Consider the following 14,958-nt stretch of genomic DNA (forward strand, 5'->3'; position numbering starts at 1 on the left):
CGCGCCCGGGAAAGGAATCGGTCAGCTCATCAGCCAGAAGATCGCGCCGCCGATGGCGAGCAGCGCCGCGACTCCCAACACCACCGCCATGAACTTCGCCGTCTTCCACGTCGAATAGACGCCGCCCACCAGGAAGCCTCCCAGGGCCAGCAGGAGGACTCCGACCACGCTGTTGCTCACAGAACACCCTTCGTCGACGGGATTCCGCCCGCCCTCGGGTCCGGCTCCGTCGCCGCACGCAACGCCCTCGCCACCGCCTTGTACTCCGCCTCCGCGATGTGGTGCGGGTCGCGGCCGTGGATCACCCTCACGTGCAGCGCGATCTGCGCGTGGAACGACAGCGAGTCGAACACGTGGCGCGTCAGCACGAACGGGTAGTTGCCGCCGATCGTGAAGGTGTTGAACTGCTCGGGCTCGCCCACGTGCACGCAGTACGGGCGCCCCGACACGTCGATTGCCGCGTGGGCCAGGGTTTCGTCCATCGGGATCCACGCGTCTCCGAAGCGGCGGATGCCGCTCTTGTCGCCCAGGGCCTGGCGGATCGCCTGGCCCAGCACGATCGCCGTGTCCTCGACCGTGTGGTGCGCGTCGATGTGGATGTCGCCCGTGGCCTCCACCTTGAGGTCCAGCGAGCCGTGGACGCCGAACGCCGTCAGCATGTGGTCGTAGAACGGCACGCCCGTCGAGATCTCCACCTCGCCCGTGCCGTCGAGGTCGAGCTGGACGGAGATCGAGGACTCCTTGGTGGTCCGTTCGACCTTGCCGATGCGGGTCATCGCGAGACTTCCTTACTCGCCTCGAGGAAGGCGTCGTTCTCCTCCGGGGTGCCGATGCTCACGCGCAAGTGGCCGGGAATGCCCGGGTCGCGGATCAGCACCCCCTTGTCCAAATAGGACTGCCAGGCAGCCGACGGTGAGGCAAACCGTCCGAAGAGGACGAAGTTCGAGTCGCTCGGCACCGGGTCGTAACCCAGCCCCGCCAACGCCTCCACGACGCGGTCGCGCTCGGCCGCCAGCTTGTGCACACTGTCCAAAGTGGCGTCCGCGTGCCGCAAAGCCGCTCGCGCCGCCGCCTGCGTCAACCGTGACAGGTGGTACGGCAGCCGGACCAGCTGCAGCGCGTCGACCACCGCCGGTGCCGCCGCCAGGTAGCCGAGCCGGCCGCCCGCGAACGCGAACGCCTTGCTCATCGTGCGCGAGACGATCAACGAAGCCGGGTAGTCGGCCAGCAGGTGCACCGCGCTGCGCTGCGACGAAAACTCCGCGTACGCCTCGTCGACGACGACGATCCCGGTGGCCGCGTCCAAAACGGACCGCAGCTCGTCGAGCGGGATCGACCCGCCGGTCGGGTTGTTCGGGCTCGTGACGAACACGATGTCCGGACGCCGGTCCGAGATGACCGCGGCCGCCGCGGCCGTGTCCAACGAAAAGTCGTCGCGGCGCGGCGCCGGGACCCATTCGGTGCGCGTGCCGGACGCGATGATCGGGTGCATCGAGTACGACGGCTCGAACCCCAGCGCGCTGCGCCCCGGCCCGCCGAACGCCTGCAGGATCTGCTGCAGCACCTCGTTGGACCCGTTGGCGGCCCAGACGTTCGCCTCCGACAGCACCACCCGCGTCGACACGCTCAGGTAGTCGGCCAGGTCCTGGCGCAGCGCCACGGCGTCGCGGTCCGGGTAGCGGTGCAGCTCGGCCGCCTCGGCGCGGACCGCCTCCGCGACGTCCGCGACCAGCTCGGGCGGCGGCGGGTACGGGTTCTCGTTGGTGTTCAGCCGGACCGGGACGTCCAGCTGCGGTGCCCCGTACGGCGTCTTGCCGCGCAGGTCCTCGCGCAGCGGCAGCTGGGCCAGCGTGACCTCTTCGCCGATCGTCATCGGACCGAACCTCCGAACCGCGCCGTGACGGCCTCGCCGTGCGCGGGCAGGTCCTCGGCGTCGGCCAGCGCGACGACGCGGCCGGCAACCTCGCGCAGGGCGTCCTCGGTGTAGTCCACGACGTGGATGCCCTTGAGGAAGCTCTGCACCGACAGGCCCGAGGAGTGGCGGGCGAACCCGCCGGTGGGCAGGACGTGGTTGGACCCCGCGCAGTAGTCGCCCAGCGACACCGGGGCGTACGCGCCGACGAAGATCGCGCCCGCGTTGCGGACCCGGGCGGCGACCGCACGCGCGTCCGCCGTCTGGATCTCCAGGTGCTCGGCGGCGTAGGCGTCGACGACGCGCAGGCCGTCGTCCACTGTGGACACCAGGATGACGCCGGACTGCTTGCCGCCCAACGCTTCGGCCACCCGCGAACTGTGCTTCGTCGCCGCGACGCGGTTCACCAGTTCCTTGTCGACGGCGTCCGCCAGCTCGACCGACGTCGTGACCAGGACGCTCGCCGCGAGGGGGTCGTGCTCGGCCTGGCTGATCAGGTCGGCGGTGACGTGCACCGGGTCGGCCGTCTCGTCGGCGAGGATCGCGATCTCGGTCGGGCCGGCCTCGGCGTCGATGCCGATCAGGCCGCGCAGGAGCCGCTTGGCCGCGGTGAGGTAGATGTTGCCCGGGCCGGTCACGACGTCGACCGGGGCCAGTTCGGCGCCGTCGGTGTCCGTGCCGCCGTACGCCAGCAGCGCGACGGCCTGCGCGCCGCCGACCGCCCACACCTCGTCGACGCCGAGCAGCTCGGCCGCGGCGAGGATGGTCGGGTGCGGGAGGCCACCGAACGCGGCCTGCGGCGGCGAGCAGACGACCAGGGAGGCGACGCCGGCGATCTGCGCCGGGACGACGTTCATCACCACGGTCGACGGGTACACGGCCAGGCCGCCCGGCGCGTACAGCCCGACGCGCTCGACCGGCACCCACTTCTCGGTGACCGTGCCGCCGTCGACGACCGTGGTCGTGACGTCGGTGCGGCGCTGCTCGGCGTGCACCTTGCGGGCGCGGGTGATCGACTCCTCCAGCGCGGCACGCACGGCCGGGTCCAGCTCTTCCAGAGCGCGGGTCAGCTCAGGACGCGGCACCCGCACGGACGCGGGGCGCACCTTGTCGAACTTCTCGGTGTATTCGAGGACGGCTTCGACACCGCGGTCACGGACCGCCTCGACCACCGGGCGCACGTGGTGCAGCGCCGCGTCCACGTCGTATTCGGCGCGTGGGAGCGTGGCGCGCAGTTCGGCGGCGGTCGGGACCTGCCCGCGCAGGTCGGTGCGGTTCAACATGCCTCCAGGGTACGAGGTCACGCCCAGCCGCTTTTCAGCGATACTCCCCGGTGACGGCCGATCCCAGCATGCAGGAGGCAGCGGTGGCGCGAATCGCGTTGTGCCAGGTCAACTCGGGTGACGATCCGGAGGCGAACCTGAAGCTGGTTCGCTCCGGTGTGGAGGCCGCGGTGGCGGACGGCGCCCGGATCGTCGTGTTCCCCGAAGCGACGATGGCGCGGTTCGGGCGTCCCCTGGAACCGGTCGCCGAAGATCTCGACGGGCCGTGGGCGACGGCGGTGGCCGCGGTGGCGGCCGAGCACGACGTCGTGGTCGTCGCGGGCATGTTCACCCCGGCGGACGAGGGCCGCGTGCGCAACACGCTGCTGGTCACCGGCCGCGGACAGCACCGCGGCTACGACAAGATCCACCTCTACGACGCGTTCGGCTTCGCGGAGTCGGACACGGTCGCGCCCGGTACCTCGGTGACGACGTTCGAGCTGGACGGCGTCGTCTACGGCGTCGCGACCTGCTACGACGTGCGCTTCCCGGAGCTGTTCCGCGCGCTGGCCGACGACGGCGCCGACGTCGTGCTGCTGCCGGCGTCCTGGGGCGCCGGCGAGGGCAAGCGCGAGCAGTGGGAGGTGCTGGTGCGGGCGCGGGCCCTGGATTCGGGCTGCTGGGTGCTGGCGTGCGGCCAGGCCGACCCGGCGGCGACGGGGCTCGCGGTGAACCCGAAGGCGCCGACCGGGATCGGGTACTCGCTGGTCGCGGACGGGTTCGGCCGGGTGCACGCCGCCGCGGGCGCGGGGCCGGAGACGCTCGTGGTGGACGTCGACCCGGCCGTGTCGGCCAAGGCCCGCACCGCGACGGGAGCCCTGGCCAACCGCCGCCTTTGAGACGCACTTTCCCTAGGAAAGATGCGTTTCGGGGCCCCTCGGACGCATCTTTCCCTAGGAAAGTGATCCGGAGTGCGCACTCCGGGTCACTTTCACGTGAAAATGCCGCTTTGGGGCTAGCGGAGCAGGCCTTCGCGGATCGCGACCCGGACGAACCCCGCGCGCCGGCGTTCGCCCGTCTTGTCGCGGATGCGGTCCAGGTAGGAGCGGACCGTCCGGACGCTGATGTTGAGGATCTCGGCCACGTCGACGTCGCGCTCCCCGGCCGCCACCAGCCGGAGGACCTGCTTCTCGCGCTCGGACAGCACGATCTTGGGCCCCGCGTGCCGCTCTTCGCTGTCCTGGATGATCATCCCCGCGAGCGTCGGCGACACGTACGCGTTGTCGTCGGCGATCGTGCGGATCGCGCGCAGGAGCTCGTCGCCGTCGACGTCCTTCGACAGGAACCCCTTCGCGCCCGCCTGCATCGCCCCCAGCACCTCCGGCTGTTCCGCGTGCGCGGACACCACCAGCACCTTGTGCCCCATCTGCCCCACTTCCAGGACCGCGGCCGCGTCCTGGACACCCCGGAGCTTGAGGTCGAGGACCACGACGCTGCCCGCCGGCTGGTCCTGCACCGCGAACCGGGCCACCGAGTCGGCGACCGCGCCGAGCTCGATGTCCGGCGCTTCGGTGAGCACGCGCGTCAACGCGTACCGGTAGAGCGGGTGGTCCTCGATGACCCCGACGTGGATCCGGCGGGGAGCCGGGGCGTCGTCGGCGGGTTCGCTCATTTGCGGCCGCCGCGACGAGGCCCGGAGCCGCCGATCAGGCCGCGCCGGATGGCCTCCTTGACCAGCCCCGGCCGCCGCCGTTCGCCGGTCTTGTCGCGGATGCGGTCCAGGTAGCCCCGCACGGTCCGGACGCCGATGCCGAGGATCAGCGCGATGTCGACGTCGCGCTCCCCCGCCGCGACCAGCCGCAGCACCTGTTCCTCGCGCGGCGACAGCTCGACGTCGGCCGAGACGGCGGGCCGGTCCGCGTTGTCCTTCATGATCATCCCGGCGACCACCGCGGAGACGTACGCGCCGCCGTCGGCCACCGTCTTGATCGCGATCAGCAGCTCGTCCGCGTCGACGTCCTTGGAGAGGAACCCCCGCGCCCCCGCGGCGATCGCCCCCAGCACGACTTCGGGTTCGGCCTGCGCGGAGACCACGAGCACGTGGTGCCCGAGCTCGCAGACCTCCAGCACCGCCGCCGCCCCCGCGACGCCGGGCAGGCCCAGGTCCAGCAGGACGACGCTGCCCGGAGGCTGCCGGTGGACGTGGAACCGCGCCACCGAGTCGACCACCGCGCCGAGTTCGACGAACTCGGCTTCGGCCAGCACCCGTTCCACCGAGACGCGGTACAACGGGTGGTCCTCGATCACCGCGACGCGGACCCGCCCAAGGTCGGCTTCGCCGGTCGAACGCTCTTCTGTCATTTGCACGACTTTCACCCCGTTCCACCCGACGGAGCCGGCCGCCCGGCCGTGGCCGGGTCCAGCGCGGGGCCCGTCGGCACCAATGCCAGCAAACTACCTGCGACCGGTGACTTCGCCACGCTTCCGTAGCCGAGCGAGGCCAAAGCCTGCGCGTTCACCACCGGGTACTTCCGGCCCGTGTCGGTCACCAGGTACGTGGTGGCCGAGCCGGATTCGACGACGACGGCTCCCCCCGACGGAGGTACGAACACCTCGTCCGCCACCCGTGCTTCGGTCCTCGTGGCGACCTGGATTGCCTTGGCACCAGGGGAAAGCGGGAATTCGGCCGAAACGAGCAACCGGTTGCCCTGAACGCACAGCGCGACCGACCCGCCGGTGATCGGCGCCTTGCCGGGGATGCGGTCGGGGAAGGCCGCGGGGTCGGCGCCCCCGGCACGCGGCGCGGCGACCTTCGGCACGGCGGCGACGTCGGCCGCGCGGACCTCGACCGGCTTCGGCGTCCCTTCGTAGGCGGCCGCGTTGGCTTCGGTGGTGACCAGCAGGCTCGCCTCGGTCTGCCCGACCGGTTCGAGCCCGTCCCGGCGCACCAGGTAGTACGACGTCGCCGAGCCGGGCGCGGCCATCGCGTCCACGACGGCGAGGACCTCGCCGACGCGGGAGTCGCGGCCACCCACCGCGGGGCCGCGGTCGCCGGCGCCGTCGACGGGCAGCGCGGTCAGGTCCCGGCCGGCCGGCACGGTGTCGATCCACCGGGCGGACACCGCGATCGTCGGGTAGCTGTCGAACTGCAGCGCGGTCGCGGCCTCGTCGGAAAGCTTGTAGCGGCGGCCGCCGGCGAGCAGGAACCGGTCGCCCCACGGCAGCCGGACGATCACGCCCTGGTCCCGCGGCAGTTCCACACCGGACGCGGGCGCGGCGAGCAGGACGGCGGTGCGCGGCTCGGCCGACGCGGGCGCGTCCTGAGTCGTGCGGCTGCAGCTCGTCCACGGCGTCGTGACGAGCGCGCCCGACGCGGGCAGCGAGTCCGGCGCGCCCGGGATGCCGATCTGGGTGCCGCGGCCGGCCTTGCCGAGGTTCTCCGACGAGACGGACACGGTCGCGTCGCCGGCCCCACCGGCCAGCAGCCGCGCGGACGCGTAGTTGAGCACGGGGTGCAGCACGCCGTCGGCGCCGAGCACGAACCGCGCGCCGGTGCCCTCCTCGACGATCACCTTGCCGCCGGCCAGCCAGTCCTTGCCGCCGGAGGGGTTGAGCAGGCCGATGATGCCGAAGACGGCGGTGACGAGCAGGGCGGCCACGAGCCCCAGCACGGTGCCGAGGACGAGCCGGCGGCTGGGCGAGACGGGGTGGTTGGCGTCGGCCGCGACGAGTGCGGAAACGAGCCTGCGCCGGAGGAACTGGTACGCCTGGATCTGGTCCCGCTGCGTCCACACGCTGACTGGCCCCCGCGCTGTGCGTCGTCCTCCCAAGTGCTCGACGCTAGACACCCGGACGGACCGAGGGGAGGGTAATTTTTACGCCCACGCGGCATCCGGAGAGGCAGTAGCGTCGGAGACCCGGGGAAAGGGGAGCCCGTGTCCGTCGAAACCGCCGGCGCCGTCCGCCCGGCACCGCCGCGGCCCGCGTCCACGCCGTTGCCCTGGCTGCTGCCGATCCGGCCGCTGCAGGCCGCGCTGTGGGAGATCGCCGGCATCGCCGTGCTGCTCGCGTGGCTGGTCGACGGGGTCGGGCAGCCGGTGCAGATCGGCGTCACCGCGGCCGCCGGGCTGCTGGTGCTGCTGACGTCGGTGCGGTTCGCCGGACGGCACCCGGCGGGCTGGGCGCTGACCTGGACGGCGTACCGGCTGCGGCGCCACGACACGCGCCGCGAGAGCCCCGACCCGCTGCTGCACGTCGCCGGGCCGGTGAAGGTCCGCCAGCACGTCGACCGCGCGGGCAACCGCTTCGGCGTCGCCGAGGTCGACGGCGGCTGGAGCGCCCTGGTCCGGCTGACGCAGGGACCGGGCGCGCCGGGACCGCTGGTGGAGGCGTTGCGCTCCGCGTACCAGCGCACGGACGTCCCGCTGGCGTCGGCCCAGCTGCTGACGTGGGCCATCCCCCGCGGCGACCAGGTGCTGCGGGTCCGCTGGCTGGCGGTCCGCTACCGCCCGGACCTTGCCCCGATCGCGGCGCTGGCCCGCGGCGGTGGCGACCTGGGGGCGTTGCGAAGCACGGCGTCGGCGGCGCTGAGCCTGATGGGCACGCTGGCCGAGGCGGGGTACCAGAGCACCGTGCTGGAGGCCGGTGAGCTGGCGAAGGAGCTTCGCGTGGCGCTGAGCGTCCAGGGGGCACCGGGTGGCGAGCCCGACCGGTGGCGGTCGTGGACGTGGGGCGGCGCGGCGCAGATGTGCTTCCGGCCGCGGTCGTCCCGGATCTTCGATTTCGCGGTGCCGGGAGCCGCTTTCACGGCGACGTCGTACACGCTGACCCGGACACCGGGTGGGCGCGAGAAGGCCGAAGTGACGATCCGTGTGGGGGCGCGGCCGGGTGCGCCGGTGCCGTCGCCGGGGATCCCGGTGGTGCCGCTGCACGGGCGGCACGGTGCCGCGGTCCGCCAGACGTTGCCACTCGCCTTGGATTCCTGAAAACCGGTTTCCCGGCGCGGCTCCGCGCCGTTATCTTGCGGCTGACCGAGTCGTCTAGTCCGGGACGTGCCGTTGTACATCGCGTGAGAAACCCCGAGCGCTGAACCCGTCGCGTGACGCTGTGCGCCACGCCGCCTTTTGCTGCGGATTTCTCACTGGAACCGGTGTACTCCTGTGCTCTCCTGGTTTGTCATGCCCACTCGCCTGCCGCTCGTCCGCCGCCGTTGCCACGCGTGCGGGGCGGACGCCTTCCGGACGACCGGCAAGTTCCGGGTCAACGCCCACCACAAGCTGATCGACGCTTGGCTCCTCGCGCTCTGCACGTCGTGCGGGGACACGGTCAAGCTGACGGTTTTCGAGCGGACGAACGTGCGTTCCGTTCGTCCCGAACTGCTGGACCGGTTGCACCACAACGATCCTGCGCTCGCCGCCGAGTTGCTGCGAGATCCGGGGCTGGTGCGCCGCAACCGCGTCGCCCTCGATTGGGACGGGGCTTGGCGTCTCGACACCGGCGGGTCGGATCACCTCGATCGTGAGGTGATCGATGTGTCGGTGCGGTTCGAGGCGCCGATCCCGGTCCGGCCCGTGCGGCTGATCGCCGACGGGTGCGCGTTGTCGCGCGCCGAGGTCGAACGGCTTCTGGCGGAAGGGAAAGTCGTGTCGGCGGTCCGGTTGGACACCCGGCTTTCGAGCGACTTCACCTTCACGCTCAAACGCTGAGCGCGGGGCCTGTCCGGCGGATTCGCGCCGGACAGGCCCAGTGCGTCTCGCTACGACCCGGCCGCGCGGGCGACCCGCTCCAGCTTCTCGCGGTACTCCGCCCACGTGTCCGCGTCCCGATCCGGCAGGTTCGACGCGTCGGCCCGCAGGCCGGCGCCGCCGTCGACGAGCTCGCGGACGATGTCGGCGTGGCCGGCGTGCCGGTTGAGCTCGGCGATCACGTGCACCAGCACCCGGTGCAACGTCACCTCGCGGCGCTCCGGCGGCCACCACGGGATCTCGCCGGCCGCGTCCAGCGGGTTCGACTCGATGGTCTCGTCCGCGAACGCCCAGACGCGCCGGTAGAGCCCGACGATGTCGTCGCGCGACTCGTCCTCGGACGCCCAGAAGTCGATGCCGGGGTCGTCGTCCATGGCCTCGTACCACGGGGGCGGCTCCGGGAACTTCCGGCCGAACGTGTCGCCGAAGTAGCCGAGTTCGACACCGGCCATGTGCTTGACGAGGCCGAGCAGGTTGGTGCCGGTGGGCGTCATCGGGCGGCGCATGTCGTACTCGGAAAGGCCGTCGAGCTTCCACACCAGCGCTTCGCGCGCCGTCTGCAGGTATCGCCGCAGATCGTCCTTGGGATCGGAATCGGTCATGCGAGGAAGCTATCTCAGCCGCGGACGGCCTCGTACACCCCCGCGATCATGCCCACGAACGGCACCAGCGACAGCAACACCAAGAACTCGGACACGTCCAGAAGCCGCGACCAGTAAGGCGAACGCAGCCCACGCGCCACCCGCGTCGCGTACACCAGGCAGATCACCGCCGCCAGGATCACCGTGCCGCCGGCCGCGAACACCACCGTGCGGTCGCCCGACACCACCAGCCACACGCCCGCGCACACCAGCGCGAGGATGCCGAAGCCCACCAGCACCAGCCGCTGGACCCGCCCCGCGTACGACCGGGACCGCAGGATCCACGCCACGCCCAGCAAACCCGCCAAACCCGCGTCCCACGGGCCGCCCGCGGCCAGCACCACCGACGACGCCAGCACCACCAGACCGAGCCCGACCAGCAACCCCGTCAGCACCGCCTGCGCGCGGGACGTCCGGCCGATCATCTCCGTGCCCACCGACGGCTGCTCGTCCGCGCGGAACGCCTCCATGTCGTCCGGGACCCGCGGGAGCGGCAGCCGGGCCAAGCGCAACGACAGCATCGGGGCCACCGCCGCCAACGCCGTGCACAGCACCGCGACCACGGCCGCCGCCGACACCGGGCGGACGCCGGCCAGCAGCACCACACCGGTCGTCACCGCGCCGAAACCTGCCGCCGAAGTGATCGCCACGAACCACGGCAACCGGTCGGCCACCGAGACCGCCGCCAGGACGCCGTACACCGTCACCGCCGCCAGTCCCGCCGCCAGCGGGCCCGCCGACAGCGAGAACAACGGGTGCGGTGGCAGCACGGACATCCCGGCCAGCAGCGCGACGCCGACCCCGGCAGCGGCGCCGGCCGCGCCCGCCTCCGCGTCTCCGTAAGCCCGGCTCAGCGCGCCGCCGCCGAGGAGCAGCACCAGCGCCAGCAGCCCGGTCCCGATCGGGGCCAGCACGCTGCCGGACGCCGCCGCCTGCACCAGAAGTCCGCCGGCCAGCAGCAGCACGACCGCCGCCACCAGACCGGACCGCCGCGCGACCGCCGGGCTCCAGCCGCCGGACGAGTCCGCGACGCTGGCGATCGAGTCGATGACGTCGTCGAACAGCAGCGGACCCCGCGGGCGCTCCCGCGGGGTCAGGTGGAGCACTTCGCCGTCCCGGATCTGGGCGGCGGCGACGCTCAGGCCCAACGCCAGTGGCGCGCCGCCGAGCCGGGACAGCACCCAGCCCGGGTGCTCGGCCGACGCCTGCCCGGCGGCCCCGGCCAGCCGCACGAGCTGCGGCACCAGCTCGGCGAACGTCGACTGCTGCGGCAGGGCGACGTCGACGCGGGCGCGCGGGGTCACCACCGTGACCCGCCGGGTCGTCCCGGTGAGAGCGGCGGCAGTCATCAGACGTTCTTGGCGGCCGCGATGACCGGGGCGAACTTCGCGTTCGACGCCTCGGCGAGCTTCGACAGCCCGGCGTTCACCGCCTCGAGCACGATCTCCGAGAGGTTGCGGGCGTCGTACTCGCGGATCGCGCGGGGGTCGATGTCGATCGAGGTGAACCGGCCGTCGCCGCGGAGGGTGACGGTGACCTCGTTCTGCCGCGAGTGCGCCTTGACCTCCATCGCCTCGACCGTGCGCTGGATCCGCTGGACCTCTTCGGTCTGCTTGCGCACCTGTGCGAGCAGCTCGTCCATGTCCGGCACCGCGTACGGATCGGTCACTGTGCTTTCCCTTCGTGCTGGCGGACGTGGACGCTGCCCACGAACCGCTGGAAACCGGGTGAGAGCCGCCGGGCGGTCGCGGGCGCGGCCGTGCAGGCGAGCTCGAGCACCAGCCGCTCCTCCGGCGTGGCGCCGGGGACGGTCAGGTGCACCTGGGTCTGGACCAGCTCGTCGCCTTCGCCGGTGCGCAGGCGGAGCAGCTGCATGACGCCGGGCGCGGCCGGGGCGCCGACGTCGCGGCGGCTCAGCACCTCGAGCCCGGCCAGGGTCAGCGAAAGCCGTTCGACGGCTTCGGCGGCGATGGCGTCGATCGACGCGTCGTCGGGCCGCTGCTGGACGCTCACGGTGATGTTCGGGACGAACTCGCCCGGCGCGGCGTCGTGCACGGCGACGAACACCGCACCGGAGTCGCCCGGGTCGACGGCCGTCCAGCCGTCCGGGATGACGAAGTCGAGGGGAAGCGTCATCACAGCCCCACGTACGAAACGGCGTCGTCCCAAGCGGAGCCGACGGCGTCGGCCGCGTCCGAAGCGGCGTGGCCGACGTAGTCGACGGCGGCGCCGCCGTACTCGCCGATGGTGTGGCCGAGCTTCGGCAGGTCGATGTCGATCTTCGCGCCGACGCCCGCACCGAGGCCCAGCGCCGCGCCCGCCTTGAAGTTGACCTTGAGGTGCCCGGCGTCGTAGGTGGCCTGGGCGTCGAGCTGCGCGCCGATGCCGTACTGCAGGGTGCCGTTCGCGCCGACGCCGATGCCCGCCACGTCCGCGGCGACCTCACCCTCGACCTTTCCGCCCACGAAGACGTTCGCGTGCGCGCCGACACCGTGCGCGCCGATCGTGCCGGACGCGCTCGCCTCGCCGCCGGCGAAGACCGTGCCCTTGGCGTGCGCCGCGGCCGGGCCCCAGTCGCCCTTGAGCTCGGCCTCTTCCTTCACCGCGGCCAGCTCGGTGTGCCCGGACGCGCCGACGTCCCAGCCCTTCGACGTGATCTTGCCGTCGTACTCCGGGGTGAACCCGTCCTGCTCGTGCTTGAACTTGTAGTAGGTGATCTCGGTGTTGCGGCCGAGCTTGTCCTTGACGGTCTCCGGCTTCGGCTGCCCGAACGGCGTGTCCGCCTTCTTCGGCGCGCGGGTGCCTTCGAGGCCGTCCCAGGTGAGCTTCTTCCAGCCCGAGTTCTTGAACCACGACGGCGCCGACCGGGGCCGCTTGCGCCCGTCGAGCGTGCTGCCGTTGAGCCAGCCCAGCGGGCCCCAGGTCTTCTTGCCCAGCTTGTACTCCAGCCGTTGGGTGCCCTCCGGCGGGAACAGCTCGGCGAGGGCCTCGGAGAACTCGTCGACGACCTGGCGCGCGGCTTCGACGCTCTGCTCGCCGAGCTGCCGCGCGGCCTGGATGAACGCGCCGACCGAGCCGGAGTTCACCGCGCGGGCCTGCGCGGTCAGCTGCTGGGCGTACTGGTCGAACTGCGCGATGATCGAGTCGACGGCGGCCTTCGCGGACTGGACCAGCTGCGAGGCCATCGAGAGCCGTTTCGCCTGGTCGTCGAGCTTCGCCGCGGCCTCGGTGAGGTCCTTGCCCAGCTCGCCGGCCGCGGTGGCGAACGCGGTGTAGGCGTCACCGTCCCAGTCCGCGTGCAGGTTCTTCGCCGAGTCGTCGATCTCGCGCGCCTTGCCCGAAACCGTCGACGCCTGCGTGGCGACCCGTTGCGACGCGGCACTCAGCGCGCCCGGGTCACCGGTCACGCGTCTCTGGCACTCCACCAGGACGCGCCGGTACCCGGACAGCACGGAGCTGACCACGCCCGACGCGTCGACGACCCCCGAGGACCACACGGCTAGTTCCCGGCGGCGTCGTAGCCGACGTGCTGGCTGAAGTGCTTGCCGTTGTAGTCCAGGTCGATGTCGAGGTCGAAGTCCTGGCCGCCCGGAGCCTCCACAGTGGACTCACCGGTGGTGAGGTTGGTGTGGATGACGACCTCGTCGGCGCTGTGCACCGGCGCCGGCGCGGACGGCTGGGTGACCGGGGCGGGCTGGGTGACCGGCGCCGGCTGCGTCGGCACGGTCGCGCCGTTCTGCGCCGGGTCGACGGCGATCCAGCTGTTCGCCGGGTTGAGCGGGGTGCCGTTGCCGGACACCGCCGTCCCGGTGCCGGTGCTGGAACCGCCGCCGGTGGCGAGCGCGGGCGGGGTGTAGTCGGTGAACGAAGGCTGCTGCGGGATCCCCCCGCCGCTCCCGCCCGCCACCGCCTGCTGCCCCGACGGGCTCGCCACCGGCGACGGGGCCTGGGGCGCCGTGACCGGGGTGCTCCCGATCGACGGCGTCGTCGCGCCCGAGGTGCCGGAGTCGTGGTGGAAGAGCTTCTCGATCGCGCCGATGACCTGCGCGAGCTGGGTGACCTGCTGGGCGAGGTCACCCGCGCCGAGCGCCTTGAGCAGCGCGCCGATCGAGGTGATGAACGCCCGCAGCGACGCGCTCGTCGCGGTCGACAAAGCGACCGCCGCGCCGTAGGTCCACGGGTTGGACATCAGCGAGGCGACCGTCGGGTTCACCGCGGCGACCACCGAGCGGTAGGCCTGCTGCGCGGTCTTGATCAGCGTGCCGGAGATGCCGAGCAGCTCGGCGCCCTTCTGCACGACGTTGATGATCGTCTCGAGCTGCTTGAGGGAGTCGCCGATCTTCTTCAGCGCCGACTCGCTCGCCGCGCCGGACCAGATCTTGCCGAGCTGGTCGGCGGCCTTCGTCAGCTCGTTGTACATGCTGAGGAACTGCTCGGCCTTGCGGATCAGGTCCACCACGTGCTTCGCGATCTGCTCCGGCTGGCCGGTGACGATCTGCGGCAGGATGGTGATCGGCCCGCCCGAGGACGCGGTCGCGTCCATCGCGCTGGAGTTCGGGAAAGTCAGCATCGGACCTCACAGGATTTCAAGGACGGACGATCAGGCGACGACGGACGCGGGCCGGTACACGCTGACCTTGGCCAGCCCGCTGATGCGGGCGTCGAGGAGCCCGTGGTTGTAGAGGCGGCCGCCGTCGCCGGCGACGCCGATGACCGGCTGGCGGTCGGAGAACAGCAGCGGCTCCACGACGACGACGTCGCCGCTGTGGACGCCGCCGGGGACGTCGGAGAAGGTGCGCGCGGTGCCGGCGTAGACCTCGATCAGCCCGACGCGCGCCTGGTTGTCGGCGTCGCCGGCCAGCCAGTCGTTGAAGTCGGCGACCCCGTGGAAGCGGGTGTCGGTGATCGGGTGGTCGCCGAGCCGCCCGAGCCGCGCGTCCCCCAGGTAGCGCAGCACGTTCCCGACCGACGACGGCTCGCCGTGGGCGCCCGCGCTGTCGTTGATCGCCAGGGTGGCGAGCTCCGAGGCGTGCGGGCTCCCCCAGATCGACGACGTGGGCGCCGAGGAGCCGTCGTGACCACCGCCGTAGCCGGCCGCGGCGGCCTCGTCGGCCGCCTGGTAGGCGTCGGCGCTGGCCTTGACCAGGCCGTTGATCTGCTGCAGCAGCTGCAGGAGCGTGCGGACGGCGGTGACCTGGCCGGAGTGCAGGGCGGCGTTCGCGGCGGCGACGGCGCTGCCGAAGCCCGCGAACGACACCGGCTGCACGACCAGGCGCTCGAGGTCGGACACCGCGTTGATGCCGTGGGCGATGATGCCTCCGACGTTGCCGACGGAAGAGCGCATCGCCTCGGGCTCAGCCCGGTACTCGCCGGCCATGGCTCTCCTTCCGCGGGTGGCT

The 14,958-nt window shown here is 72.3% G+C and carries 17 protein-coding genes; 3 read left to right on the forward strand and 14 right to left on the reverse strand.

Annotation, left to right across the window (positions count from 1 at the left end; all coding sequences use genetic code 11):
* Positions 1–21: 21 nt before the first annotated feature.
* From ACIQWX_RS36770 to hisD, 4 genes are read right to left on the reverse strand one after another with little or no spacing between them, the layout of a single operon-like run.
* Complete coding sequence (locus ACIQWX_RS36770) at positions 22–180, reverse strand: hypothetical protein (RefSeq protein WP_372668839.1); 159 nt, start codon at positions 178–180, stop codon at positions 22–24.
* The gene (gene hisB, locus ACIQWX_RS36775; protein WP_372668841.1) at positions 177–776 is read right to left on the reverse strand and encodes an imidazoleglycerol-phosphate dehydratase HisB; all 600 of its coding nucleotides are present in this window, start codon (positions 774–776) and stop codon (positions 177–179) included. Before hisB ends, ACIQWX_RS36770 begins: the two co-directional genes overlap by 4 nt.
* A complete protein-coding gene (locus ACIQWX_RS36780; protein WP_400881238.1) occupies positions 773–1,873 on the reverse strand; it encodes a histidinol-phosphate transaminase in 1,101 nt (366 codons plus the stop codon). The genes hisB and ACIQWX_RS36780 overlap by 4 nt, the downstream gene beginning before the upstream one ends.
* Positions 1,870–3,195 (reverse strand): histidinol dehydrogenase, encoded by a 1,326-nt coding sequence (gene hisD / locus ACIQWX_RS36785; RefSeq protein ID WP_400881240.1) that lies wholly within the window; start codon positions 3,193–3,195, stop codon positions 1,870–1,872. Before hisD ends, ACIQWX_RS36780 begins: the two co-directional genes overlap by 4 nt.
* Before the next feature lie 83 nt (positions 3,196–3,278).
* Between hisD and ACIQWX_RS36790 the strand changes: the two genes are divergently transcribed.
* Positions 3,279–4,073 (forward strand): carbon-nitrogen hydrolase family protein, encoded by a 795-nt coding sequence (locus ACIQWX_RS36790; RefSeq protein ID WP_400881242.1) that lies wholly within the window; start codon positions 3,279–3,281, stop codon positions 4,071–4,073.
* A 116-nt stretch (positions 4,074–4,189) separates the two neighbouring features.
* Here ACIQWX_RS36790 and ACIQWX_RS36795 read toward each other — a convergent pair whose 3' ends face one another.
* From ACIQWX_RS36795 to eccB, 3 genes are read right to left on the reverse strand one after another with little or no spacing between them, the layout of a single operon-like run.
* A complete protein-coding gene (locus ACIQWX_RS36795) occupies positions 4,190–4,846 on the reverse strand; it encodes a response regulator transcription factor (RefSeq protein WP_086674675.1) in 657 nt (218 codons plus the stop codon).
* Positions 4,843–5,535 (reverse strand): response regulator, encoded by a 693-nt coding sequence (locus ACIQWX_RS36800; RefSeq protein ID WP_400881245.1) that lies wholly within the window; start codon positions 5,533–5,535, stop codon positions 4,843–4,845. Before ACIQWX_RS36800 ends, ACIQWX_RS36795 begins: the two co-directional genes overlap by 4 nt.
* A gap of 11 nt (positions 5,536–5,546) precedes the next feature.
* Complete coding sequence (gene eccB / locus ACIQWX_RS36805; protein ID WP_400881247.1) at positions 5,547–6,968, reverse strand: type VII secretion protein EccB; 1,422 nt, start codon at positions 6,966–6,968, stop codon at positions 5,547–5,549.
* Positions 6,969–7,109: 141 nt separating this feature from the next.
* Between eccB and ACIQWX_RS36810 the strand changes: the two genes are divergently transcribed.
* Both ACIQWX_RS36810 and ACIQWX_RS36815 read left to right on the forward strand, forming a co-directional pair.
* A complete protein-coding gene (locus ACIQWX_RS36810) occupies positions 7,110–8,159 on the forward strand; it encodes a type VII secretion protein EccE (RefSeq protein WP_400881249.1) in 1,050 nt (349 codons plus the stop codon).
* A 192-nt stretch (positions 8,160–8,351) separates the two neighbouring features.
* Positions 8,352–8,879 carry a DUF1062 domain-containing protein gene (locus ACIQWX_RS36815; protein ID WP_400881251.1) on the forward strand — a complete coding sequence of 176 codons (528 nt, stop codon included), beginning with the start codon at positions 8,352–8,354 and terminating at the stop codon, positions 8,877–8,879.
* Positions 8,880–8,929: 50 nt separating this feature from the next.
* On the opposite strand, the gene ACIQWX_RS36820 is transcribed toward ACIQWX_RS36815, so the two are convergent.
* From ACIQWX_RS36820 to ACIQWX_RS36850, 7 genes are read right to left on the reverse strand one after another with little or no spacing between them, the layout of a single operon-like run.
* Positions 8,930–9,520 carry a DinB family protein gene (locus ACIQWX_RS36820; protein ID WP_400881253.1) on the reverse strand — a complete coding sequence of 197 codons (591 nt, stop codon included), beginning with the start codon at positions 9,518–9,520 and terminating at the stop codon, positions 8,930–8,932.
* A 14-nt stretch (positions 9,521–9,534) separates the two neighbouring features.
* Entirely contained in the window at positions 9,535–10,908 is a 1,374-nt protein-coding gene (gene eccD / locus ACIQWX_RS36825) for a type VII secretion integral membrane protein EccD (protein WP_400881255.1), read from the reverse strand.
* A complete protein-coding gene (locus ACIQWX_RS36830; protein WP_257924777.1) occupies positions 10,908–11,228 on the reverse strand; it encodes a YbaB/EbfC family nucleoid-associated protein in 321 nt (106 codons plus the stop codon). Before ACIQWX_RS36830 ends, eccD begins: the two co-directional genes overlap by 1 nt.
* Positions 11,225–11,695 carry a hypothetical protein gene (locus ACIQWX_RS36835; RefSeq protein WP_400881257.1) on the reverse strand — a complete coding sequence of 157 codons (471 nt, stop codon included), beginning with the start codon at positions 11,693–11,695 and terminating at the stop codon, positions 11,225–11,227. Before ACIQWX_RS36835 ends, ACIQWX_RS36830 begins: the two co-directional genes overlap by 4 nt.
* The gene (locus tag ACIQWX_RS36840) at positions 11,695–13,056 is read right to left on the reverse strand and encodes a WXG100 family type VII secretion target (RefSeq protein WP_400881259.1); all 1,362 of its coding nucleotides are present in this window, start codon (positions 13,054–13,056) and stop codon (positions 11,695–11,697) included. The genes ACIQWX_RS36835 and ACIQWX_RS36840 overlap by 1 nt, the downstream gene beginning before the upstream one ends.
* 2 nt (positions 13,057–13,058) lie before the next feature.
* A complete protein-coding gene (locus ACIQWX_RS36845) occupies positions 13,059–14,129 on the reverse strand; it encodes a hypothetical protein (protein ID WP_400881261.1) in 1,071 nt (356 codons plus the stop codon).
* 30 nt (positions 14,130–14,159) lie between these two features.
* A complete protein-coding gene (locus ACIQWX_RS36850) occupies positions 14,160–14,936 on the reverse strand; it encodes a WXG100 family type VII secretion target (protein WP_400881263.1) in 777 nt (258 codons plus the stop codon).
* Positions 14,937–14,958 lie beyond the last annotated feature (22 nt).

The sequence above is a fragment of the Amycolatopsis sp. NPDC098790 genome (assembly GCF_044759945.1).
Taxonomy (GTDB): Bacteria; Actinomycetota; Actinomycetes; order Mycobacteriales; family Pseudonocardiaceae; genus Amycolatopsis.

Coding starts and splice junctions, on each gene's coding strand:
- hisB (WP_372668841.1), bottom strand. CDS start 776: ATGACCCGCATCGGCAAGGTCGAACGGACCACCAAGGAGTCCTCGATC.
- ACIQWX_RS36820 (WP_400881253.1), bottom strand. CDS start 9,520: ATGACCGATTCCGATCCCAAGGACGATCTGCGGCGATACCTGCAGACG.
- ACIQWX_RS36835 (WP_400881257.1), bottom strand. CDS start 11,695: ATGACGCTTCCCCTCGACTTCGTCATCCCGGACGGCTGGACGGCCGTC.
- hisD (WP_400881240.1), bottom strand. CDS start 3,195: ATGTTGAACCGCACCGACCTGCGCGGGCAGGTCCCGACCGCCGCCGAA.
- ACIQWX_RS36845 (WP_400881261.1), bottom strand. CDS start 14,129: ATGCTGACTTTCCCGAACTCCAGCGCGATGGACGCGACCGCGTCCTCG.
- ACIQWX_RS36800 (WP_400881245.1), bottom strand. CDS start 5,535: ATGACAGAAGAGCGTTCGACCGGCGAAGCCGACCTTGGGCGGGTCCGC.
- eccD (WP_400881255.1), bottom strand. CDS start 10,908: ATGACTGCCGCCGCTCTCACCGGGACGACCCGGCGGGTCACGGTGGTG.
- ACIQWX_RS36815 (WP_400881251.1), top strand. CDS start 8,352: ATGCCCACTCGCCTGCCGCTCGTCCGCCGCCGTTGCCACGCGTGCGGG.
- ACIQWX_RS36780 (WP_400881238.1), bottom strand. CDS start 1,873: ATGACGATCGGCGAAGAGGTCACGCTGGCCCAGCTGCCGCTGCGCGAG.
- ACIQWX_RS36795 (WP_086674675.1), bottom strand. CDS start 4,846: ATGAGCGAACCCGCCGACGACGCCCCGGCTCCCCGCCGGATCCACGTC.
- ACIQWX_RS36850 (WP_400881263.1), bottom strand. CDS start 14,936: ATGGCCGGCGAGTACCGGGCTGAGCCCGAGGCGATGCGCTCTTCCGTC.